Origin of the sequence: Streptomyces sp. NPDC047017 (genome assembly GCF_040644175.1) — a bacterium.
Lineage (GTDB): Bacteria > Actinomycetota > Actinomycetes > Streptomycetales > Streptomycetaceae > Streptomyces.
In genome coordinates, this window is the sequence record NZ_JBEYVW010000007.1 from 249,792 (window position 1) to 269,409 (window position 19,618).

General features: G+C 73.5%; 20 protein-coding genes. 8 read left to right on the top strand and 12 right to left on the bottom strand.

Annotated features, from left to right (window positions below):
* Positions 1 to 107: 107 nt before the first annotated feature.
* Positions 108 to 1,154 carry a MerR family transcriptional regulator gene (locus ABZ858_RS14705; protein ID WP_361376816.1) on the top strand — a complete coding sequence of 349 codons (1,047 nt, stop codon included), beginning with the start codon at positions 108 to 110 and terminating at the stop codon, positions 1,152 to 1,154.
* Between the two features lie 72 nt (positions 1,155 to 1,226).
* Here ABZ858_RS14705 and ABZ858_RS14710 read toward each other — a convergent pair whose 3' ends face one another.
* The 7 genes from ABZ858_RS14710 to ABZ858_RS14740 all read right to left on the bottom strand — a co-directional run bounded on the left by ABZ858_RS14710 (position 1,227) and on the right by ABZ858_RS14740 (position 8,187).
* On the bottom strand, positions 1,227 to 2,603 hold the full coding sequence (locus tag ABZ858_RS14710) for a deoxyribodipyrimidine photo-lyase (protein ID WP_361376819.1): 1,377 nt from the start codon (positions 2,601 to 2,603) through the stop codon (positions 1,227 to 1,229).
* Between the two features lie 4 nt (positions 2,604 to 2,607).
* Entirely contained in the window at positions 2,608 to 4,440 is a 1,833-nt protein-coding gene (locus ABZ858_RS14715; RefSeq protein ID WP_361376822.1) for an SDR family oxidoreductase, read from the bottom strand.
* Positions 4,441 to 4,655: 215 nt separating this feature from the next.
* Entirely contained in the window at positions 4,656 to 5,474 is an 819-nt protein-coding gene (locus ABZ858_RS14720; protein WP_361376825.1) for an SAM-dependent methyltransferase, read from the bottom strand.
* A 54-nt stretch (positions 5,475 to 5,528) separates the two neighbouring features.
* The gene (locus ABZ858_RS14725) at positions 5,529 to 5,912 is read right to left on the bottom strand and encodes a GntR family transcriptional regulator (protein WP_361376828.1); all 384 of its coding nucleotides are present in this window, start codon (positions 5,910 to 5,912) and stop codon (positions 5,529 to 5,531) included.
* 2 nt (positions 5,913 to 5,914) lie between these two features.
* Complete coding sequence (locus tag ABZ858_RS14730; protein ID WP_361376831.1) at positions 5,915 to 6,862, bottom strand: DUF1648 domain-containing protein; 948 nt, start codon at positions 6,860 to 6,862, stop codon at positions 5,915 to 5,917.
* Between the two features lie 63 nt (positions 6,863 to 6,925).
* Complete coding sequence (locus ABZ858_RS14735) at positions 6,926 to 7,483, bottom strand: pyridoxamine 5'-phosphate oxidase family protein (protein ID WP_361376834.1); 558 nt, start codon at positions 7,481 to 7,483, stop codon at positions 6,926 to 6,928.
* Between the two features lie 68 nt (positions 7,484 to 7,551).
* The gene (locus ABZ858_RS14740) at positions 7,552 to 8,187 is read right to left on the bottom strand and encodes a TetR/AcrR family transcriptional regulator (RefSeq protein WP_361377198.1); all 636 of its coding nucleotides are present in this window, start codon (positions 8,185 to 8,187) and stop codon (positions 7,552 to 7,554) included.
* 133 nt (positions 8,188 to 8,320) lie between these two features.
* On the opposite strand from ABZ858_RS14740, the gene ABZ858_RS14745 reads away from it, so the two are divergent.
* From ABZ858_RS14745 to ABZ858_RS14760, 4 genes are all read left to right on the top strand, one after another.
* Positions 8,321 to 9,001, top strand: a complete 681-nt coding sequence (locus ABZ858_RS14745; RefSeq protein ID WP_361376837.1) for a DUF998 domain-containing protein — start codon at positions 8,321 to 8,323, stop codon at positions 8,999 to 9,001.
* Positions 9,002 to 9,060: 59 nt separating this feature from the next.
* Positions 9,061 to 9,300, top strand: a complete 240-nt coding sequence (locus tag ABZ858_RS14750) for a DUF4287 domain-containing protein (protein ID WP_361376840.1) — start codon at positions 9,061 to 9,063, stop codon at positions 9,298 to 9,300.
* A 121-nt stretch (positions 9,301 to 9,421) separates the two neighbouring features.
* Entirely contained in the window at positions 9,422 to 10,165 is a 744-nt protein-coding gene (locus ABZ858_RS14755; RefSeq protein ID WP_361376843.1) for a hypothetical protein, read from the top strand.
* Between the two features lie 76 nt (positions 10,166 to 10,241).
* Positions 10,242 to 11,651 carry an SMI1/KNR4 family protein gene (locus tag ABZ858_RS14760; RefSeq protein ID WP_361376846.1) on the top strand — a complete coding sequence of 470 codons (1,410 nt, stop codon included), beginning with the start codon at positions 10,242 to 10,244 and terminating at the stop codon, positions 11,649 to 11,651.
* A gap of 97 nt (positions 11,652 to 11,748) precedes the next feature.
* Here the strand turns inward: ABZ858_RS14760 and lysA are convergent, their stop codons facing one another.
* Together lysA and ABZ858_RS14770 are read right to left on the bottom strand one after the other, a co-directional pair.
* Complete coding sequence (gene lysA / locus ABZ858_RS14765) at positions 11,749 to 13,083, bottom strand: diaminopimelate decarboxylase (RefSeq protein WP_361376849.1); 1,335 nt, start codon at positions 13,081 to 13,083, stop codon at positions 11,749 to 11,751.
* Between the two features lie 13 nt (positions 13,084 to 13,096).
* The gene (locus ABZ858_RS14770) at positions 13,097 to 13,435 is read right to left on the bottom strand and encodes an SAV_915 family protein (protein ID WP_361376852.1); all 339 of its coding nucleotides are present in this window, start codon (positions 13,433 to 13,435) and stop codon (positions 13,097 to 13,099) included.
* A gap of 569 nt (positions 13,436 to 14,004) precedes the next feature.
* On the opposite strand from ABZ858_RS14770, the gene ABZ858_RS14775 reads away from it, so the two are divergent.
* Positions 14,005 to 15,813, top strand: coding sequence for an acyl-CoA dehydrogenase (locus tag ABZ858_RS14775; RefSeq protein ID WP_361376855.1), 1,809 nt, complete (start codon positions 14,005 to 14,007; stop codon positions 15,811 to 15,813).
* Between the two features lie 6 nt (positions 15,814 to 15,819).
* Here the strand turns inward: ABZ858_RS14775 and ABZ858_RS14780 are convergent, their stop codons facing one another.
* Positions 15,820 to 16,266, bottom strand: a complete 447-nt coding sequence (locus tag ABZ858_RS14780) for a MarR family transcriptional regulator (RefSeq protein ID WP_361376858.1) — start codon at positions 16,264 to 16,266, stop codon at positions 15,820 to 15,822.
* 100 nt (positions 16,267 to 16,366) lie between these two features.
* Between ABZ858_RS14780 and ABZ858_RS14785 the strand changes: the two genes are divergently transcribed.
* The gene (locus tag ABZ858_RS14785; RefSeq protein WP_361376861.1) at positions 16,367 to 16,759 is read left to right on the top strand and encodes a nuclear transport factor 2 family protein; all 393 of its coding nucleotides are present in this window, start codon (positions 16,367 to 16,369) and stop codon (positions 16,757 to 16,759) included.
* Between the two features lie 4 nt (positions 16,760 to 16,763).
* Here the strand turns inward: ABZ858_RS14785 and ABZ858_RS14790 are convergent, their stop codons facing one another.
* Positions 16,764 to 17,408 (bottom strand): class I SAM-dependent methyltransferase, encoded by a 645-nt coding sequence (locus tag ABZ858_RS14790; protein ID WP_361376864.1) that lies wholly within the window; start codon positions 17,406 to 17,408, stop codon positions 16,764 to 16,766.
* 174 nt (positions 17,409 to 17,582) lie between these two features.
* Entirely contained in the window at positions 17,583 to 18,167 is a 585-nt protein-coding gene (locus ABZ858_RS14795; RefSeq protein ID WP_361376867.1) for a TetR/AcrR family transcriptional regulator, read from the bottom strand.
* Between the two features lie 235 nt (positions 18,168 to 18,402).
* Between ABZ858_RS14795 and ABZ858_RS14800 the strand changes: the two genes are divergently transcribed.
* Positions 18,403 to 19,617: an MFS transporter gene (locus ABZ858_RS14800; RefSeq protein WP_361376870.1), complete on the top strand. Its 1,215-nt coding sequence runs from the start codon at positions 18,403 to 18,405 to the stop codon at positions 19,615 to 19,617.
* Position 19,618: the final 1 nt, after the last annotated feature.

Sequence of the window (19,618 nt, forward strand, 5' to 3'; positions counted from 1 at the left end):
CCTCCTCCTGACCGGCGCGGTGGCACCGGGCTCGTGTGATCCAGGCTGCGATCGTGGGAGGCTGGGGACAACTCGCATCGATACCGCGTCGAAATGGCCCCTTGCGGATGTCCGGACACCCCGAGCCCGACCCGAACGCCGGACACCCCGAGCCCGACCCGAACGCCGTCGCGCCCGGCCCGAACACCGTCGCGGGCGTGCCGACCGGCGTGCTCGCCCGGCGGCTCGGCGTCTCCCCGACGACCCTGCGTTCCTGGGACCGCCGCTACGGCATCGGGCCCGCCCTGCGCTCCGAGGGCCGCCATCGCCGCTGGTCCCCCGAGGACATCGCGATGGTGGAGGAGATGTGCCGGCTGACGGCGGCGGGCGCGCCACCGGCGGAGGCGGCGAGGGTGGCCCGGCTGCGGTCCGCCGCGCCGCCCGGCCCGGAGGCGGACGACGCCACCACCGGCGTGGGCAGTGCGGTGGGGGTCAGGCCCGGCGGTGCCGGCAGCGGGCTTCCGCTCGGGGACGTACGGCAGGAGTGCCGGGGTCTGGCCCGGGCGGCGGTGCGACTGGACGCGCCGGAGCTGGAGGCACGCCTGCTGGAGGCCGTCAGGCAGCACGGGCTGACGGTGGCGTGGGAGGAGGTGATGGTGCCGACGCTGCGGGCGGTGGGCCGCAAGTGGGAGTCGTCCGGCGACCGCTATGTGGAGGTCGAGCACCTCCTGTCCTGGCACGTCTCCGGCGCGCTGCGCAGCGCGCCGCTGCTGCTGCCGCGCGCCGAACCGCCCGCCGGTGCCCCGCCCGTGGTGCTGGCCTGCACGCCGGACGAGCAGCACACGCTCCCCCTGGAGGCGTTGACGGCCGCGCTGGGCGAGCGGGGGGTGCCGACCCGGACGCTCGGCGCGGCGGTGCCGGTGGACGCGCTGCTGGCGTGCGTGCGGCGCACCGGGCCGGCCGCGGTCGTCCTGTGGGCGCAGAGCCGCGCCACGGCGTCGCTGTCGCTGGCCCGGCATGTCGCCGCCCTGGAGTGGGGCGCGGCGGGTGCGCGCCGGCGCCCCCTCGTCCTGCCCGCCGGCCCGGGCTGGGACCGCCGGCCGGCCACCGGCCTGCACCGCTGCACCGGGCTGCGGGACGCGACGCGGACGCTGAGCCGTCTCTACGGCCGGTGAGCCGCCTCCAGTCCAGGGACGGTGAGCCGCCTCCACGGATGCCGAGTCGTCCCCGCGGCTGCCGAGTCGTCCTCAGCGCTGCCGGTCGCGGGCCTGCCGGAACCGGTCGAGGCCCGCGGACAGGTCCACCACCGGATCGGGGTAGTCGAGGGCGGCCCGGTCCGCGTCCGGCAGCTTCCACGGCTCGTGCACCGACCGGCGGTCGAGACCTTCGAGTTCGGGCACCCAGCGGCGTACGTAGGCGCCTTCGGGGTCGTAGCGCCTGGCCTGGACGACGGGGTTGAGGACCCGGTTGGGGCGGGTGTCGGTGCCGGTGCCGGCCGTCCACTGCCAGTTGAGCTGGTTGTTGGCCACGTCGCCGTCGACCAGCCAGTGCAGGAAGTGCGCGGCGCCGATCCGCCAGTCGACGTACAGGGTCTTGGTGAGGAAGCTCGCGGTCAGCAGCCGGGCGCGGTTGTGCATCCAGCCTTCGTGGCGCAGTTGGCGCATCGCCGCGTCGATCACCGGATAGCCGGTGCGGCCCTCGCGCCAGGCCTCGATGTCGGCGCACGCGGTGCGCTCGGTGCGCCAGCGGTCGCGTTTGGTGCGGTAGTCGGCGTGGGCGGCCTCGGGGCGGGCGGCGAGGACCTGGCGGTGGAAGTCGCGCCAGGCGAGCTGGCGTTCGAACGCCGCGGCGCCGGGTCCGCCGCGGCGGCGGGCGCGGTGGACGAGTTCCACCGGGGAGAGGGTGCCGAAGTGCAGGTGCGCGGAGAGCCGGGAGGTGGCGTCGCCTGCCAGGTCGTCGTGGGTGTCGGCGTAGGCGTCCAGGCCGCGCCGCCAGTACGCGGTCACCCGCTTGCGTCCCTCGCGTTCGCCGCCGGGCGGCAGGGCGGGCGAGACGCCGGTGACCTGGCCGCGCCCGGGGAGCGGCTCGCCCTGGACGTGGTCGGGGACGGGCACGCGGCGCGGGGCCGCGACGACACCGCGCAGCCGGACCCGCGTCCACTGCCGGTGGTACGGCGTGAAGACCGCGAAGTGGTCGGAGGAGGCCGGGGTGACCTCGCCGGGCGGCACGGCCACGGTGACCGACTCGTGCACGAACAGGCGGCGGCCGTCCGCCTCCAGCGCGGTGCGCAGCCGCTCCTCGCGGCGGGTCGCGAAGCGGCTGTGCGCGGCCGCCATGTGCACCTCGTCGGCGTCCGCCTCGGCCGCCGTCCGGCACACCTGCTCGACCAGATCGCCGGAGCGCACCACGAGCCGGCCGCCGCGCTCGCGCAGCGCGGCGTCGAGGTCGGCCAGGCAGTCGGCGAGGAAGGCGCTGCGGTTGGGGGTGGCGAATCCGGCCGCCGCCACGGCGCGGTCGCGCACGAAGAGCGGGACGACCGCGTCGGCGGAGTCCAGGGCGGCGCGCAGCGGCGGATGGTCGTGCAGGCGCAGGTCCGAGGTGAACAGGACGACCGAGACGTGCATGGCTTCAGCTTCTCTCCGGAGGACGGCGGCGGCCGGTACGGGCCGCGGTGTCTTCCGGCGGCGCGGCGGTTCCGGATGCGGTGCCGGGCAAGGAGTGGGTGCCGGCCGCCCCCGCGGGGTCCTCGCGCTCCGCCTGGGCGCGGGCGGCGGCGCGGACGATGTTGCGGGCCATGCCGCCGAAGACGAGGGCGTGGAAGGGCGAGACGCTCCACCAGTACAGCTGGCCGAGCAGGCCGCGGGGGTGGAAGAGGGCGCGCTGCCGGTAGCGGACGGGCCCGGACCCGGCACGGGCCCTGGCATCGGCCTCGGCTCTGCCTCCGTCGCGGGCCCCGTTACGATCTCCAGCCCCGGACCCAGCACCGGCACCGGCACCGGCACCGGCACTGACCCCATCACTGTTTCCAGCCGCGCCACCGTGCCCGTCACCGTGCCCGGGACCGCCTCCCGGCTGCTCCCCCTGCCCAGGGCCGTCCACCCGCATCTCCAGCCAGGCCAGGCCGGGCAGCCGCATCTCGGCGCGCAGCCGCAGCAGCCGTCCCGGCTCGATCTCCTCCACCCGCCAGAAGTCCAGCGAGTCGCCGACGCGCAGCCGGCGGGCGTCGCGTCGGCCCCGGCGCAGGCCGACCCCGCCGGCGAGGCGGTCCAGCCAGCCGCGCACGGCCCAGGCCAGCGGGAAGGAGTACCAGCCGTTCTCCCCTCCGATGCCCTCGATGACCTGCCACAGCGCCTCGGGGGCCACGTCCGCGTCGCGTTCCCGTACGTCGGTGTAGAGGCTGCCGCCGGCCCAGTCCGGGTCGGTGGGGAGCGGGTCGCTGGGGGCGCCCGGTACGGAGGCGGACGACCAGCGGGTGCTGACCTGGGCGTCCTGGACGCGTTGCAGCGCGAGGGCGACGGCGCGGTCGAAACCGAGGGGGTGGCCGGGCGGGCTGGGCAGGTACCGTTCGATGTCCCGGTCGTGGCAGACCACCTCGTGGCGCAGGGACTCCGTGAGCGGGCGGGCGATCGAGGCCGGGACCGGGGTCACCAGGCCGACCCAGTGGCTGGACAGGCCGGGGGTGAGGACGGGCACGGGCAGGATGAGCCGTGCGGGCAGTCCGGCGACGGCGGCGTAGCGGCGCATCATGTCCAGGTAGGTGAGGACCTCCGGGCCGCCGAGGTCGAAGGCGCGGCTGACGTCGGCGGGGAGGGTGGCGCAGCCCACGAGGGTGCGCAGCACGTCGCGTACGGCGATCGGCTGGATGCGGGTGCCGACCCAGCGGGGGGTGACCATGACCGGCAGGCGTTCGGTGAGGTAGCGGAGCATCTCGAAGCTGGCGGAGCCGGAGCCGATGATGACGGCGGCGCGCAGTACCGCGGTCGGTACGCCCGAGCCGAGCAGGATGCGGCCGACCTCGGCGCGGGAGCGCAGGTGCGGGGAGAGGCGGGACTCGGGCACACCGGCGGGAGTGAGGCCGCCCAGGTAGACGATCCGCCGGACGCCTGCGCGGTGGGCCTGCTCGCCGAAGGTCCGGGCCGCCTCGCGGTCGGTGCGTTCGAAGTCGCCGCCGGTGCCGAGGGCGTGCACCAGGTAGTAGGCGACGTCCATGCCGGTCATGGCCCGTGCCACCGAGTCGGCGTCGGTGACGTCTCCCTGGACGATCTCCACCTGGTCGGCCCACGGGTGGTCGCGCAGCTTGCGCGGGGTGCGGACCAGGCAGCGCACCCGGTGGCCGGCGGCCAGCAGCTCCGGTACCAGCCGGCCGCCGATGTATCCGCTCGCGCCGGTCACCAGGCAGGTCGGGGGCGGGTCGGCCACCGGCCCGTCCCCTGTCCTCGGGGTGGTCTGTCCGTCGTCCATGATCCCGCCTCTGCCGCCCGCCGTCGTGTTCCTCCCGGGTCTTTACCGTGCGGGGGTCGGGGCCGGATGCGCCTGATGCGTGCGGCGGTCGGGTGACGGGGACGGGTGACGGGGACGACGGCCCCGGGCCCGGGCGGCTCGACCGGCCAGTCGGCCAGTCGGCCAGTCGGCCAGTCGGCCAGTCGGCCAGTCGGCGGCGGGACGGTACAGGACGGCTATGCCTTGCGGGCCAGTCCGGCGGCGATGAGGCGTTCCCAGACGGTGAGTTCCCGTTCGCCGTCGCCCTGCCACGGGTTGTCGACCGTCTCGGGCCGCCACAGAGGGGCGGGAACGATCCCGGGGTCGAGGATCTCCAGGCCCTCCAGCAGGGCGGCGATCTCCTCGTCGGTGCGCCAGCGGCCGCGGCCGAAGGTCTGCTGGAGGACTCCCTCGGCCTCGACCGTCTCCGGGTTGTTGCCGGAACGGAAGTGGCTGACGAAGAAGTGGCTCCCGGAGGGCACGTGGTCGCGCCAGTAGCGGACGATGGCGGCCGGGTCCTCCTCGTCGTTGACGTGGTGCAGGATGGCGCTGAACATGACCGCGACGGGACGCTCGAAGTCGATCAGTTCCACGGTGTCCGGGTGGGTGCGGACGTTCTCGGGGTCGCGCACATCGGCCCGGACGACCCGGGTCCGCTCGTTCTGCTCCAGCAGCGCACGGCCGTGGACCAGCACCTGGGGGTCGGTGTCGACGTACACGACCCGGGTCTCCGGAGCGTGGCGCTGGGCGACCTGGTGGACGTTGTCGGCGGTCGGGAGGCCGCTGCCCAGGTCGATGAACTGCCGTATACCGGTGGTCGTCGCGATCTGCCCGACCGCGCGGGTCAGGGCGGCGCGGTTGGCGAAGGCGATCGCGACCGACCCGGGAAGGTCACGTTTGAACACATCACCGATCTCCCGGTCCACGGCGTAGTTGTCCTTGCCGCCGAGCAGGTAGTCGTAGACCCGGGCGATGCTGGGCCTGGTGGGGTCGATGGAGATGCCTTCGTCCGTCATGGCGGCCATCCTTCCCTGGAACGCGGCCTGCTGACCATCACTTCGGCGCACCGATCAGTCGGCACGGGGGTGAACGGGGGCGTCGGCCAGGCCGTTGCGCACCATGGCCAGGAACTCGCCGTCCGCGAGACCGAGTTCGCGTGCCTGGGCGATGAGGCGGTGCACGGCCTCGCCGAGCCGGGCCTGGTCCGCGACGCCGGGCGCGGCGGTGATCATCGCGCCCCGGCCGCGGCGCAGTTCGATCAAGCCCTCGTCGCGCAGGCGCTGGTAGCCGCGCAGCACCGTGTGCACGTTGACACCCAGCGACTCGGCGACCTCGCGGGCAGGGGGCAGCCGCTCCCCCGGCGCCGCCGTACCGTCGGCGATCGCCCCTCGCACGCAGGCGGCGATCTGCTCCCCCAAGGGCACGGGGGAGCCGGGAAGCACCCGGAACAGCATCCCTACCCACGCTCCCGCGCATGACGTTCCACCAGGCCGTTGAGGAGGGCGGCCGCGGTGGTGGCGTCGTCGACGGTGACGACGTACTCACGTCCCGCCACCGTGCGGACCGACAGTGCCTCACCCGAACGCAGCACCACGCCCCGCCGGTTCGGGAGGATCCGGTAGCCCCAGCCGCCGAAGTCCGCCATGGCGCTGATCCGGAGGCTGCCGGCCGCGGAGACGCGGGCGAGCGGCACGGCCAGGCGGGGGCGGGGCAGGATCATCGAGGCGACCGTGAGGCCGCGCCGGTCGACGGCCACCCGGACACCGGCGAGCGGGAGTGCGCACAGGCCGGCGACGAGCAGGGGCACTCCGGCCTGCCGGAGTCCGGACACCAGGGCGGCCAGCCCGCCGAGCGTGGTGGCGGCGGCCGGGAACAGCAGGGCGCGGGAGATCATGGTGCGGCTCCAGGCCGCGGCCTCGCCCTCGGCCAGCGGCAGCGCGAGTGCCGGCGGCACGGGCGCGGGGCGCGGTCCGGCACCCACCAGCCACCAGGCCAGTACGCCGGTGACCGCGCCCGCGAGCAGCAGCACCGCCAGGTGCCACAACGGCAGTCGCACCGCGGCGGGGTCCTGGACGTCCGTGTTGATCAGGACCGTGATGACCAGGGGATAGCCGAGCATGACGGCCGTAGCGGCACCGGCCGCGGCGAGCAGTCGCGCACCGGTGGATTCCTTGGAGACCAGGCTCAGGACGCTGAAGAGCGCCCCGAGACCGAGGATCAGTCCGGCCCCCGACCACAGCGCCGCGGTCCGGCTCATGAAGTCGTCCGCCCCGCCGCCGCCCGAGAAGTGGGTGGCGATCCGCCCCGGCAGCCGGTCGTAACGTGCCAGGAAGACACCGACGTAGGCAACGGCGGCGCCCCCGAACGGAACGGCCGTCAGGACGCATCTGCGGATGGCGGTCATCCAGCTCCCCCCTCACATCATTGTTCTAATTGAAGTAGAACAATGCCACCTTACGCCTGGAGATCAGAACGTCCACCGCGTATGGCTGAACACCCCGTCGTTCCGGCCGAACCCGTACGCGGTGGCCGGGGCGACGGCGTACACCAGCACATCCCCGTTGCGGAAGGCGTCGCCGATGCCGTGGAAGGTGCCCTCGGCCGAGGTGATGTGGGGGCCGTACTTCGTCTCGTAGGCCGTGATCACCTCCTCCAGCACCGCCGGGTCGGTGACCGGCTCGGCGCTCCCTTCGACCACCAGGTCGAGTCCTTCGGTGAGGGAGTTGTTCCCGGTGGTCAGCGCGCAGTGGGCGTGCCGGGCGAGGTTCTTTGCCTTCTGCTCGGCGGGGCCGGTGGAGAAGTACAGGACTCCGTCGTGCCAGGCGGCGATCACGGGGGTGATGTGCGGCCTGCCGTCCGGCCGTACCGTGGAGACCCAGAAGATCTCGGCGGCCGCCAGTTGCCGCTGGGCCTCCGGCCACGCGGTGGCGGTGGCGTCGGCGGCACCCGGGCGGGGGTGGAGCGCTGAGCTGTAACGGGGGTCGAATTCGGTCGTGGGGTGCTTCTGTGATCCGTGCGAGGGCATGACGGGTCTCCTTCCGCTCCTCTCCGTGTAGACCGATCGCCCGCGCCGGAATCATCTCCCCGTCCGGCTCAGCTCCTGCGGTAGGCGGCGAGGAAGGCCCGGGCGCCGGCGGTGGCATAGCGGTCCAGGTCGTCCTGGGTGTGCTGGGGGCCGCCGTGGAACATGGCCTTGTTCACGGGGATCCAGAGCAGCAGCCCGGCGAAGTGGTCGGCGGCCAGCAGCGGGTCCGCGATCACGAGCAGCCCTTGGTCCGCCAGGTTCCGGAAGGTGTCGGCCAGGGTGGCGAGGACCCGCTCGAAGCCCTGCCGGTACCAGGCGGCGCCGAGTTCGGGGAAGGTGTCGGCGTTGGCGATGATCAGGCGGCGCAGCTGGAGCACCTCGGGCCGGGTGAGGGCGCCGAGGAACCGGCGGGCCAGCCCGGTGAGGTTCTCCTCCAGCCGATCGGCGTCGGCCGGGATGCCGGCCACCAGGTCGATCATGGCGTCCACCCGGTCGGTGGTGGCCAGGACGATCTCGGCGAAGAGTTTCTCCTTGTCTGCGAAGTGCTTGTAGACGGTCTGCTTGGAGACCGAGGCCAGCTTGGCGATGTCGTCCATGCTGGTGCCCGAGTAGCCCTTGGCCATGAACGCCCGGGTCGCGGCGTCCATGATCGCCCGGTGCTTGCGGGCCGACCGGCTCTCGTCGTTCGCTTCCATCGCTTCCATCGCTTCCACGCGGACCTCCATCGGTGGCGATCAGTCGGTTAGTACTGGACAGTCTAGTTCCTGAGTGTCTACCGTGACTCTCGGATCGCGGCGGGTACCACACCGTCCAGTTCACTTTCTGGCGGACCACACCATGACCGACACCATCGCGCCCCTACTCGCGGACACCGCCGCCGTACCGGCGTCCCACCGGCCGCCGAGCACCCGGCTCCTGCCGGCCGCCGGCGCCGTGGCGGGCCCGCTGTTCCTGGGGACCGGCCTGGTCCAGGGGCTGACGCGCCACGGCTTCGACTTCAGCCGCAACGCCATCAGCCGGCTCAGCCTCGGTGATCTCGGCTGGATCCAGGTGACCGCCTTCCTGCTGACCGGCGCGCTGCTCATCGCCGGCGCGGTCGGTCTGCACCGGGTCCTGCGGGGCGGGTACGGCGGGACGTGGGTGCCGCGGCTGGTCGGCGTCTTCGGGGCGTCGTTCCTCTTCTGCGCGTTCTTCACCGCCGACCCCGGCGGCGGCTTCCCGGTGGGCGACCCCGCCGCCGGGTCCGGCGCGCTGAGCCCGCACGGCACCCTGCACATGCTGGGCGGCATGGTCGGATACCTCGCCCTGTGCGCGGCCTTCCTCCTGCTGGGCCGCCGTTTCGCCGCCGAGCGGCGTCGCGGCTGGGCCGTCGGTTCCCGCCTCGCCCCGGCGGGCGTCCTCGCCGGCTTCGCCGGTTCCTCGGCCACCGTCCTCGCCTTCACCCTCGGCGCCGGCCTCGGCCTGCTCTGGCTGACCGCGGCCACCGCCCGCCTCGGCGCCTCGGCTTCGGACAGCTGAACACCAAGACACCCGGACACCCGGACACCCTCACCGCAGCACCCGAACAGGAGAGTTTCATGACCACACCCGCCAAGGGACCCGCGAGCTACTTCCCCTCGATCGAGCAGAAGTACGGCCGTCCCGTCCAGGAATGGAAGGACCTCATCCGTGCCTCTGCGCTGACCAAGCACATGGAACTAGTGGGCTGGCTCAAGACCGAACACGGGCTCGGCCACGGCCACGCGAACGCGCTCGTCGCGCACACGCTCGCCGAGGACAAAGGAAGCCGAGGACAAGGGGAAGTGACACATCCGTAGGCGCCGGGTGTTCCGTATGCCCGACGAGAGGCACGCACCAAGAGGAGCCGACTATTCCACTCGACGGGGGTACACGGCTTTCACGGCAGCCCTCAAAGGCGTCTACCTCAAGGAGGATTGTGTGCCTGTCAATCGGATACTCGCCGCGTCCGCCGTCTGTGTCACCGTCACCGCCGCGATAGGCGTCGCCGGATGTGCGAAAGGGTCGTCGGACGACCGGCCCTTCGCCGGGCAGAGCGCGGACCAGGTGGCTTCCCGTGCGGTGAGCGCCACGCGAAACGCCTCCTCCCTGCACATGACGGGCAAGGTCTACGCGAACAGCCGGCCGCTCACCGTCGATTTCCACGTCGACAACAAGAAGACATGCAAGGGCAGGATGACCTCCGAACAAGCCACGGCGGACGTCATCCACGCCGATCAGGCCACGTATATCAAGGGCAACGAGGCTTTCTGGCAGAACACCGCCAAGAACTCGGGCGGCACGCAAAAGGAAACGCAGACGCTGAGCCGACGGTGGGTGAAAGTCCCGATGGGTGACGCCGGCACCACCGGTCTCTGCGACAAGCAGGGATTCCTCGCCGAAATGGACAGCGACAAGTCCGAACGCCAGGGAATGACGAAGGGCGAGACCAGTACGGTCGACGGGCATCAGGCGATCGCCCTGAAGAAGAACAAGGGCGGCGGCGAGACGATCACCATGTATGTCGCCACCGAGGGCAAGCCGTACATCCTGAAGGTGGACCAGTCGGGCGGCAAGGCCCCCAGCACCATGGCCTTCTCCGACTACGAGAAGCCGGTGAGCGCGACCCCGCCGCCCCCGGGCCAGGTGATCGACCGCACCAAGCCGGGCGGGGCCGGCGCCTGAGAGACGGCCGCCCGTCCTCAGCTCCGGGGCAGGACCCGTGGCCCTCGTTGTCAGTGGTCCCGCGTACGGTCGGTGCATGGTCGATCAGAGTCCTCCGCTGCCCTCGGTGCACGACTTCGCCACCTGGGAGCCCTTGCTGCGCCTGCTGCGGGAAGGCCGCGTGAGGGAAGAGGACGGCGCGACCCCCCTGCGCGTCGGGGGGCGTATAGGACGGCACGGTCGGAGTCTGCCGCGGCTACGGCTCCCGTCATCCGCCGGCGCGGCCGTCCGAGCCGAGGACACGCAACGCGAGTCCGACGCGGTGCGGCGGGTGCGGGACGGGCTCGTGGAAGCCGGTGTCGACGACGTCGCGTTCAACGCGCGGATCACGGCCGCCGGGAGGACCACCCTGCGCCTGCGGGGGCCGAGCCCGGCGGTGGTGGACTCCGGCAGCGGCACCTCGCACCCGGGGACGCTCCTCCTGGTCGAGGGCGCCCTGCCCGAGCCCTTGCGCCGCCTGCCGGAGCCCACGCCCGCAGCCGCGCCGGCCCCTTCGGCGGACCCGGAACTGCTGGAGCGGACACTGCGGGAGCGGCTGCCCCACGCCATCGGCGCGACGGAGGCGGAGATCGCCGCCGCGGAAGCGCGGCTCGGTGTCGCCCTGCCCGAGGAACTCAAGGCGCTCCACCGGGTGACACGGTCGAGCCGGCTGGACCGGACCGGCGACCACCGGGCCGCGGAACGCCTGCACACGGCGGTCGGCTGCGAACTCCTCGACCTGGACGGCCTGTACATCGCCGACGCGGCGTCCCGCGAGTGCCCCTGGGAGTCCGCGGCGATGACGGCGGTGGTGACGCCGCCCGACGCCGCGGTGCAGGGGCTGGTCGGTTCGCCCGGCTGGATCGCGTTCGGGGACAACGGCGGCGGCGACCGGCTGGCGATCGACCTGACCCCCGGCCCGCGCGGCCACCTGGGACAGGTCGTCGTCCTCAGCCACGAGGAGATCATCGGCGCCGATCCGGTCGCCGACTCGCTGACCGATCTGGTGCTGGGCCGGCGCGGCGAGCGAAACGGCGCCCCTCGCGGTCACCGGCCGCCGGCCGTGGCGTACGTCAACGTCCACGGCATACCGAGCGTCGAGGCCGCCGCGCACCCGGGTCTGGAGGTCCTGTCCATCGGTGTGTGGGACGCCGAGCCGCTCGGCCTGGCCCCGGTCACGGGACTCCCCCGTCTGCGGTCCCTGTCCGCGTATCCCGGCACCCTCGCCGACCCTCTGGAGATCGCCGGGCTCACCGGCCTGGAGTATCTGGAGCTGGGCCCGCAGGACTGGCGTGCCCTGCTGGACGCGGGTGCCGTCCCGCGCGGTCTGTCGGCCGCCGCCATCAGCGCGCGCGGCGACCAGGACCCCCTGCCGGTCGTCGCCCTCGCCAACGAACTCCTGACCCTCTGGGACCGCCCCCAGATCGTCCAGACCGTCCTGGAGGGCGACCTCGGGCCCCTGCCGTAGCGGGCGGCCTGCCGTGGCGGACGGCGGACGCGGCGCGTCGCCAGCCGACAGGGGAGGTCGGGAGGTCGGCAGGAGGCAGTCGACAGGGCGGGGTGGGTCACAGGCCCACATCGCGGCCGCGCATGTCCTCCAGGGACTCGCGGCGCACCAGCAGGCGGGCGCGGCCGTCCCGTACGGCGACCACCGGCGGGCGGCCGACCAGGTTGTAGCCGGAGGCCATGGACAGGTGGTACGCGCCCGCCACGGGGACGGCCAGCAGGTCGCCGGGGCGTACGTCGGCGGGCAGGTCCACCTCGGCGGCCAGGATGTCGCCCGCCTCGCAGTGCCGTCCCACCACGGTCACCCGGGCCGGTTCCGCCGCGCCGCGACGGCCGATCAGGCGCGGCGCGTACCGCACGCCGTACAGGGCCGGGCGCGGGTTGTCGCTCATGCCGCCGTCGACCGCGACGAAGACATGGCCGGCCGTGTGCTTGACGGACAGCACGCGGTACAGCGCGATACCCGCCGGGCCCGCGATCGCCCGGCCCGGTTCGATGATCAGGCGGGGTACCGGCAGTCCGGCCGTGGCGCAGGCGTCGGCGAGTTCCGCGCGCACCCTGCGGGCGAGTTCGGCCAGGTCCAGGGCCGGTTCGCCGGGGCGGTAGGCGATGCCGTGGCCGCCGCCCAGATCCAGTTCGGGCAGGGTCAGGCCGTACTGCTCGGACAGGCGGGCCATCAGACCGGTCATGCGGCGGACGGCGACGAGGTAGGGCCGGACGCTGGTGATCTGGGAGCCCAGGTGGCAGTGCAGGCCGGTCAGTTCGAGCTGCGGCTGACCGAGTATGCGGGCGATGGCATGCTGCGCGTAGCCGTCGCTGATCGACAGGCCGAACTTCTGGTCGTCCGTGCCGGTGCGGATCTTCTCGTGGCCGCCCGCGCCGATGCCGGGCACCACCCGGACCATCACCTTCTGGTGCCCGCCCGGGCCGACGGCGGCCGCCAGCCGGGCGATCTCCGAGGGGCTGTCGATGACGACGCGTCCCACGCCCAGCCGCAGGGCGGTGTCCAGGTCGTGCGGTGACTTGGCGTTGCCGTGCAGCACGATCCGCTCGGGCGGGAAGCCGGCGGCGACGGCGAGTTCGAGTTCGCCGGCCGAGCAGACGTCCAGGCCGAGGCCCTCTTCGCGCGTCCAGTGGGCCATGGCCCGGCACAGGAACGCCTTGGCCGCGTACAGGACGTCGGCGTCGGGGAAGGCGCCCCGGTAGGCGCGGCAGCGGTTGCGGACCTCGGACTCGTCGAGGACGTAGACGGGGGTGCCGAAGCGCTCGGCGACGTCGGAGAGCGGGACGCCGCCCACGACGAGGTCGCCGTGCGGGGAGTGCGTGGTGGAGGCGGGCCACACCGACCGGGCGGCGGGCGCGGCGAGGCGGGCGGGTTCGTGCAGTGTGGTCATGGGGTCGGCCCTCTCAGACGGTGCGCAGCGCGGGTGTCGCCGGCACGCGGGGGGTGAGCGCCATGGGGGCCGGGGCGGTGAACTGGGGGTCCACCGTGACGGTGGTGATGCCGAGCGGGGCGGTCAGCGCGCGCAGGACGGGTTCGGCCAGGCGGACCCAGGGCTGCTGGGGGCCGAGGGTGGCGGTCAGCCGGCGCACGGTGGTGAAGGCGACGGCCGTACGGTCGCCGAGCGGCGTGCGGAAGAGCCGGGCCGCGTGTCCGTGGGGGCCCGGCCGGACCGGGACGTAGAGGGGTCCGGCCGGGAACCGATCGGAGGGTTCGGGATCGTCCGCGTACAGGGGTGCTGCCATGGGGTGCCTCCCGGAGAGGGCGGGGCGCGAGTGGTGTGGCGAGCCCCGGGCGCGGGGAGGTGCGCCGGGGCTCGCACCCGACGGTATGCCCGGCGACGCCCGGTGTCGCGGAGGCCCTGACGGGACGCTGACGACGAGTGGTCCGGCCTTGACGGGACGCTGACGCGCCCGGTGGCGGGGCGGGGTTGCCGGGGGCGTCCGCCGCGGTGAGGCGAGGGGGCCGCGACCGGGGTTCGGTTCCCCGCACCACGGAGCCGGGCGGCCTGATCGCTCACCGCGCGCCGCCCGCCGAGGATGAGGACATGACTGAGAAGGTGATGGACATCGGGGCGGGACCGCCGCCCGGGCACAGGGGCCGGGACCGCCGCACGGGCACAGGACCTGCACCGCGAGTACGGGCGCGGCGCCGCCGCCGTACGGGCGTTGCGCGGAGCACCGGCTGAGCGGCCGCGGGGTCCTGGCCGGCGCCGGGGGCCGCCTCTGGACAGCGCCCATAAGCGACTGCTTAGTATGAGGAGGTACGGCATCGGCGCCGGTCACCGCACGACCCCACACCGAGAAGAGAACCCATGGCCTCCCTCCTGCTCTCCCGTCGGGATCTCGACTTCCTGCTGTACGAGTGGCTCGACGTGGAATCCCTCACCGCGCGCCCGCGTTTCGCCGAGCACTCGCGGGAGACCTTCGACGCGGTGCTGGACCTGAGCGAGACGATCGCCACCCGGCACTTCGCGCCGCACAACAAGAAGAACGACGCCGAGGAGCCGCGCTTCGACGGGACGCGGGTGCACATGATCCCCGAGGTCGGGCAGGCGCTGCGGGTCTTCGCCGAGGCCGGGCTGATCGGCAGCGCCATGGACGGCGAGGTCGGCGGCCTGCAACTGCCCGGCGTCGTGGCCGACGCCTGCTTCGCCTGGTTCCAGGCCGCCAACGTGGGCACGGCCGCCTATCCCTTCCTCACCATAGGCAACGCCAACCTGCTGCTGGCGCACGGCAGCGCGCAGCAGATCGACACCTATGTGCGCCCGATGGTCGAGGGCCGCTTCACCGGCACCATGTGCCTGTCGGAGCCGCAGGCCGGGTCCTCGCTGGCCGATGTGCGCACCCGCGCCGAACCGGCAGGCGACGGCACCTACCGCCTGTTCGGCAGCAAGATGTGGATCTCGGGCGGGGACCACGAACTGACCGAGAACATCGTCCATCTGGTCCTGGCCAGGATTCCCGGCGGACCACCCGGCGTGAAGGGCCTGTCGCTGTTCATCGTGCCCAAGCGCCTCGTCGGCGCCGACGGGACGCTCGGGGAGCGCAACGACGTCGTGCTGGCCGGCCTCAACCACAAGATGGGCTACCGGGGCACGACGAACACCCTGCTCAACTTCGGCGAGGGCGGCTTCCGGCCCGGCGGGGCACCCGGAGCCGTCGGCCGGCTGGTCGGCGAGCCGCACCGCGGGCTGTCGTACATGTTCCACATGATGAACGAGGCCCGCATCGGCGTCGGACTCGGCGCCACGGCGCTCGGCTACACCGGCTACCTGCACGCCCTGGACTACGCGCGCACCCGCCCCCAGGGCCGCCCGGTCGCCGCCAAGGACGCCACCGCTCCCCAGGTGCCGATCATCGAGCACGCGGACGTACGGCGCATGCTGCTGGCGCAGAAGTCGTACGTGGAGGGCGCGTTGGCGCTGATCCTGTACTGCGGGCGGCTGCTCGACGAGCAGCGCACGGCCCCGACGGCAGCGGAGCGCGAACGGGCCGGGCTGCTCCTGGACGTGCTCACCCCGATCGCGAAGAGCTGGCCCTCCCAGTGGTGCCTGGAGGCCAACAGCCTGGCCATCCAGGTGCACGGCGGTTACGGCTACACCCGCGAGTACGACGTCGAGCAGTTCTACCGCGACAACCGCCTCAACCCGATCCACGAGGGCACGCACGGCATCCAGGGCCTCGATCTGCTGGGCCGCAAGGTCGTCGCGGACGGCGGCGCCGGTCTGCGCGCGCTGGCGGCGGCCGTCTCCGCGACGACGGCCCGTGCGGCGGCCGCGCGGGGCGAACTCGCCGCCGAGCTGGGCGCGTTCGGCCGGCGGCTCGATGCCGCTCTGGAGCGGGTCATGACCGTGACCCGGCGCGTGTGGGCGGGCGGCGATCCCGCGGCCGCCCTCGCCAACGCCTCGGTCTATCTCGAAGCGGTGGGCCACACCGTGCTGGCCTGGATCTGGCTGGAGCAGCTGCTCGCCGCGGACGGGCGCGACGGCGACTTCTACGAGGGCAAGCGCCAGGCGGGACGGTACTTCTTCCGGTACGAACTCCCCCGCACCCAAGCCCAGTTCGACTTGCTGGAGAGCCTCGACCGCACGACTCTCGACATGCGGCCCGACCACTTCTGACGCCGGCTACGCGAACGGTCCTTCGTCGACGAAGCTCCGCAGCCGTCGGGCGAACGCCTCGGCCTCGCCGGGCGGCCACGAGGACAGGCTCGCCATGATGTGGGCGGCCAGCCGGGTGCGCAGTTCCGCCACCGCCCGCCGCCCCCGCTCGGTGAGGATGAGCAGGTGCGCGCGCCGGTCGGCGGGGTCCATCTCCCGGCGCACCAGGCCGGCCTCCTCCAGCCGGGAGGCGCGGCGGGTGACGCCGGAGCGGTCCACTCCGGCGTCCGGGGCCAGGTCGGCCGCGCTGCGGGGCCCGGTCCGGGCGAGCGCGCTGAGCACCGGGTACGTCAGCTCGTCCACCGCCTCCCCCATGCCCTCGGTGAGCTTCTTGTGCAGCTGCGCACGCGTGGTGCGCCGCAGCAGGACGCCCAGCGCGTCCGCGATCTCGTGTCCTACCTCGTCGTTCTCCATGACCAGAAGAATAGCGTGCGCTGCGCACGCGATCCCTGCTACAGTCAAGGCGAAGCGTGCGCAGCGCACGCATTACCGTCTCTCGTACGGAGGACTCCCCATGACCCGCACCGGCATCGAGACCGCTCTCTGCGACCTGCTCTTCAACCCCGACCTCAGCCTCCAGGAGGCCGCCGACCGCCACTTCGCGCCGGAGTACCGCCAGCGCACCGACGGGGAGTGGGCCGACCGCGCCGAGTTCCTGGACCACATCGCCCACCTGCGCGCCCTCGTCGCCGACGGGCGTGTCGAAGTCCATGACGAGCTGTACGACGGCGGCAAGTACGCCGACCGGCACACCGTCCACATCACGAAGAAGGACGGCTCGGCCGTGAGCATGGAGGTGTACGTGTTCGCCGACCTCACCGCGGACGGCCGGTTCAGCCGGATCGAGGAGACCACACTGCTGATCGAGGGCTCCGCCGGCGACCGCGACCTGGGCAGCGCCCGTTAGCCCGCTAGGCCGGGTCGGCGGCGCCCCGCGACTCCAGCACCAGGCAGCTCCATCGCACGCTGTCGCGGCCGTGGAGGTCGGGACGTTCGCCGAGGTGGACCGTGCGCAGCCCGTGCGCGGCGCCCGACTCGGCCGTTTCCGCGGCGGGGACGTCGAACATGCGCCGGCCGTCGGGCACGGGGCCGTGGCGCAGGTTCACGAAGAACCGGCCGCCGGGCACGAGGAGCGCGGCGATCCTGGCCATCGCCCGCTCGCGTTCCCCGGCGTCCAGGTGCATCCACACGGCGGTGGCGAAGACCGCGTCGAACCCGCCCCGGCTCAGCGGCAGGTCCGGAAGCGCGTCGTCGACCCACTCGATGGCACTGTCGGGATGTATCCGCTGTCCGTGGGCCCGCAGTTCCGCCGTCGGCTCGACGGCCACGACACGGTGCCCACGGGCCGCCAGGGCGGCGGCGTCGCGCCCGGTACCCGCCCCCACGTCCAGGATCCGGCCGGGGCGGGCGGGCACCAGTTCCAGCACCGCGCCGTGCACCGCCTCGAAGGTGACTTCCTCGTACTGGACGGCGAGCGCGTCCGCCGCCTCCGCGTATCCGGCGGTCCCCCTGACCGGGCCGCTGTTCCCCGCACGTTCCATGACCTGATCACTCATGGCCGAAGGCTAACCGCCGTACGGCCGTACGGTGGCGCGTCGTGCGCGGCACCGGCGTTGCTCGGTGACGTCGGTGACCGGGCACGGCCGGGCTGTCGGCTCCCCGCGCGTCACGATGCGAACGGCGCCGGGCGGCGGGCGGCGGCTGTCAGTGCCCCCTGCCCAGCTACCTGTTCAGCGCTCCGCATCCCCCGGTGCGAGCAGCGCCATCACATCCGCGATCGGCTGTTCCATGTCCACCGAGCGGTCGATGAGCCACTGCAACTGGATGCCGTCGACGAGGGCGATGAGCAGCGTCGCCAGCCGCTCCGGCGGGATGCCGGACCGGAGTTGCCCGGCTTCCGTGCGGCCGCGCAGCCAGGCGGCCACCTGTTCGCGCAGCCGGGGGTAACGCTCGGCGAAGTACTCGTGGGCGGGGTGCTCGGTGTCGCTCGCCGCGGCGGCCAGGGAGACGAAGAGTTCCACGAGGCCGGGGGTGGCCCTGCCCTCCCGGATGATCTCGCGGTAGACGTCCGGGCCGGTGGGCCGCTGCTCCTGGCGTACGCGTGCCGTCTCGTCGCGCATCCGCAGGACCTGGGTGAGCAGGTCCTCCTTGGAGTCGAAGTAGTGCATCAGGCCGGGCAGGCTGATGTTGCACCTGGCGGCCACCTTCCGCAGCGAGGTGCCGCGGTACCCCTCGGCCGCGAAGATCTCCAGTGCGGCCTGAAGGATCTCCTTGCGCTTGGCCTCACCCTTTTCGTAGGGACCCCGTTTCGCCATGCGGGCCAGCCTAACGTGCGGTGCTCGGGGCGGCCCGGTGCGGTGTACCGGTGCGCGGGCGAAGGCGACCGGGCCGGTGTCCAGGGCCCACCAGCCAGGAGGCGGGGGCTCAGTCGTAGACCGAGGGGACGGCAACGGCCATCCCGGGAGGCGCCGGACTGGGCCGGATTGGGCCTGGGAGAAGGTGTGTGATTGGCGCTGTCGAGTGGCCCACCGGCCCTCTAGCGTCACGGTCATGGCAGAACCACACGTGCGACGCCACCTCGCGCTGGCGCAGTTGACCAGCGCGGTCGGGGACGGCGCCTTCTACACCACCTCGGCCCTCTACTTCACCCAGGCTCTCGGTCTCTCCCCGTTCCGCGTGGGCCTCGGGCTGACCGTCGGATGGGCCGTCGGGTCGGTGGCCGGGGTGCCGCTGGGCCGGCTGGCCGACCGGCACGGGCCGCGCGGCACCGCGGCGGCCCTCGCGGTGGCGGCCGCGCTGGCCGTCGCCGCCTTCACCGTGGTGCACGGTCTCCTCGCCTTTATGGCGGCCGCCTGCGTGTACGCGTCCGCGCAGTCGGGGTTCGCGGCGGCCCGTCAGGCGCTGCTGGCGGGACTGGTGCCCGCGGGGCGACGCACCGGGCTCCTGGCCGGGTTGCAGGCCACGCTCAACGCCGGTCTGGCGGCCGGCGCCGGGCTCGGCGGGCTCGCCCTGCACGCCGGGACCCGGCAGGCGTACCTCGCCGTGTTCGCGGCCGACGCCGTGAGTTTCCTGGGCTGCGCGGCGCTCCTGCTGCGGTTGCCACGACCGGTGCCCGTGCCGGTGCCGCACGGCCGGCTCGCGGTGCTGCGGGACCGGCCCTACGCGGTGGTGGCGCTGCTGAACACCGTGCTCCTGCTCCGGCTGCCGCTGCTCAGCCTGGTCCTGCCGCTGTGGATCACCGAACGGACCTCGGCCCCCGCCTGGCTGGTGTCGGCGCTGTTCGTCCTGAACACCGCCGCGGTGACCGTGTTCCAGGTGCGCGCGGCACGCGGCGTCACCGGGCTGGGCGGCGCCACGTCCGCGATACGCCGCTCGGGCTGGGTGATGGGCGCCGGATGTGCCGTGTTCGCGCTGTCCGCGGGGGCCTCCCCGGGAGCGGCGGCGGGCCTCCTGGTCCTGGGCGCGGTGTGCCAGGTGGCGGCGGAGATGGGGCAGTCGGCGGGTGCGTGGCAGCTGTCCTTCGCACTGGCCCCGGCCGGCCGGATCGGTGAGTACCAGGGCTTCTTCGGTACGGGCACCACCGTCGCCCGCACCCTGGGCCCGCTGGTGCTCACCGCGGTGATCGTGGAGTGGGGTGTCGCCGGGTGGTTCCTGCTGGCAGCACTCACCCTGGGGGCGTCGTACGCGATGGGGCCGGCGGCGCGGTGGGCGGCCGCCGGCCGGCGCGGGGAGGCGGCCGGGCTTCCCGCCGTGCCGGTGCGCTGAG

Excerpts from the sequence above, each read along its gene's own strand:
- ABZ858_RS14705 (WP_361376816.1), top strand. The coding sequence starts at position 108 with ATGTCCGGACACCCCGAGCCCGACCCGAACGCCGGACACCCCGAGCCC.
- ABZ858_RS14710 (WP_361376819.1), bottom strand. The coding sequence starts at position 2,603 with ATGCACGTCTCGGTCGTCCTGTTCACCTCGGACCTGCGCCTGCACGAC.
- ABZ858_RS14715 (WP_361376822.1), bottom strand. The coding sequence starts at position 4,440 with ATGGACGACGGACAGACCACCCCGAGGACAGGGGACGGGCCGGTGGCC.
- ABZ858_RS14720 (WP_361376825.1), bottom strand. The coding sequence starts at position 5,474 with ATGACGGACGAAGGCATCTCCATCGACCCCACCAGGCCCAGCATCGCC.
- ABZ858_RS14725 (WP_361376828.1), bottom strand. The coding sequence starts at position 5,912 with ATGCTGTTCCGGGTGCTTCCCGGCTCCCCCGTGCCCTTGGGGGAGCAG.
- ABZ858_RS14730 (WP_361376831.1), bottom strand. The coding sequence starts at position 6,862 with ATGACCGCCATCCGCAGATGCGTCCTGACGGCCGTTCCGTTCGGGGGC.
- ABZ858_RS14735 (WP_361376834.1), bottom strand. The coding sequence starts at position 7,483 with ATGCCCTCGCACGGATCACAGAAGCACCCCACGACCGAATTCGACCCC.
- ABZ858_RS14740 (WP_361377198.1), bottom strand. The coding sequence starts at position 8,187 with ATGGAAGCGATGGAAGCGAACGACGAGAGCCGGTCGGCCCGCAAGCAC.
- ABZ858_RS14745 (WP_361376837.1), top strand. The coding sequence starts at position 8,321 with ATGACCGACACCATCGCGCCCCTACTCGCGGACACCGCCGCCGTACCG.
- ABZ858_RS14750 (WP_361376840.1), top strand. The coding sequence starts at position 9,061 with ATGACCACACCCGCCAAGGGACCCGCGAGCTACTTCCCCTCGATCGAG.
- ABZ858_RS14760 (WP_361376846.1), top strand. The coding sequence starts at position 10,242 with ATGGTCGATCAGAGTCCTCCGCTGCCCTCGGTGCACGACTTCGCCACC.
- lysA (WP_361376849.1), bottom strand. The coding sequence starts at position 13,083 with ATGACCACACTGCACGAACCCGCCCGCCTCGCCGCGCCCGCCGCCCGG.
- ABZ858_RS14770 (WP_361376852.1), bottom strand. The coding sequence starts at position 13,435 with ATGGCAGCACCCCTGTACGCGGACGATCCCGAACCCTCCGATCGGTTC.
- ABZ858_RS14775 (WP_361376855.1), top strand. The coding sequence starts at position 14,005 with ATGGCCTCCCTCCTGCTCTCCCGTCGGGATCTCGACTTCCTGCTGTAC.
- ABZ858_RS14780 (WP_361376858.1), bottom strand. The coding sequence starts at position 16,266 with ATGGAGAACGACGAGGTAGGACACGAGATCGCGGACGCGCTGGGCGTC.
- ABZ858_RS14785 (WP_361376861.1), top strand. The coding sequence starts at position 16,367 with ATGACCCGCACCGGCATCGAGACCGCTCTCTGCGACCTGCTCTTCAAC.
- ABZ858_RS14790 (WP_361376864.1), bottom strand. The coding sequence starts at position 17,408 with ATGAGTGATCAGGTCATGGAACGTGCGGGGAACAGCGGCCCGGTCAGG.
- ABZ858_RS14795 (WP_361376867.1), bottom strand. The coding sequence starts at position 18,167 with ATGGCGAAACGGGGTCCCTACGAAAAGGGTGAGGCCAAGCGCAAGGAG.
- ABZ858_RS14800 (WP_361376870.1), top strand. The coding sequence starts at position 18,403 with ATGGCAGAACCACACGTGCGACGCCACCTCGCGCTGGCGCAGTTGACC.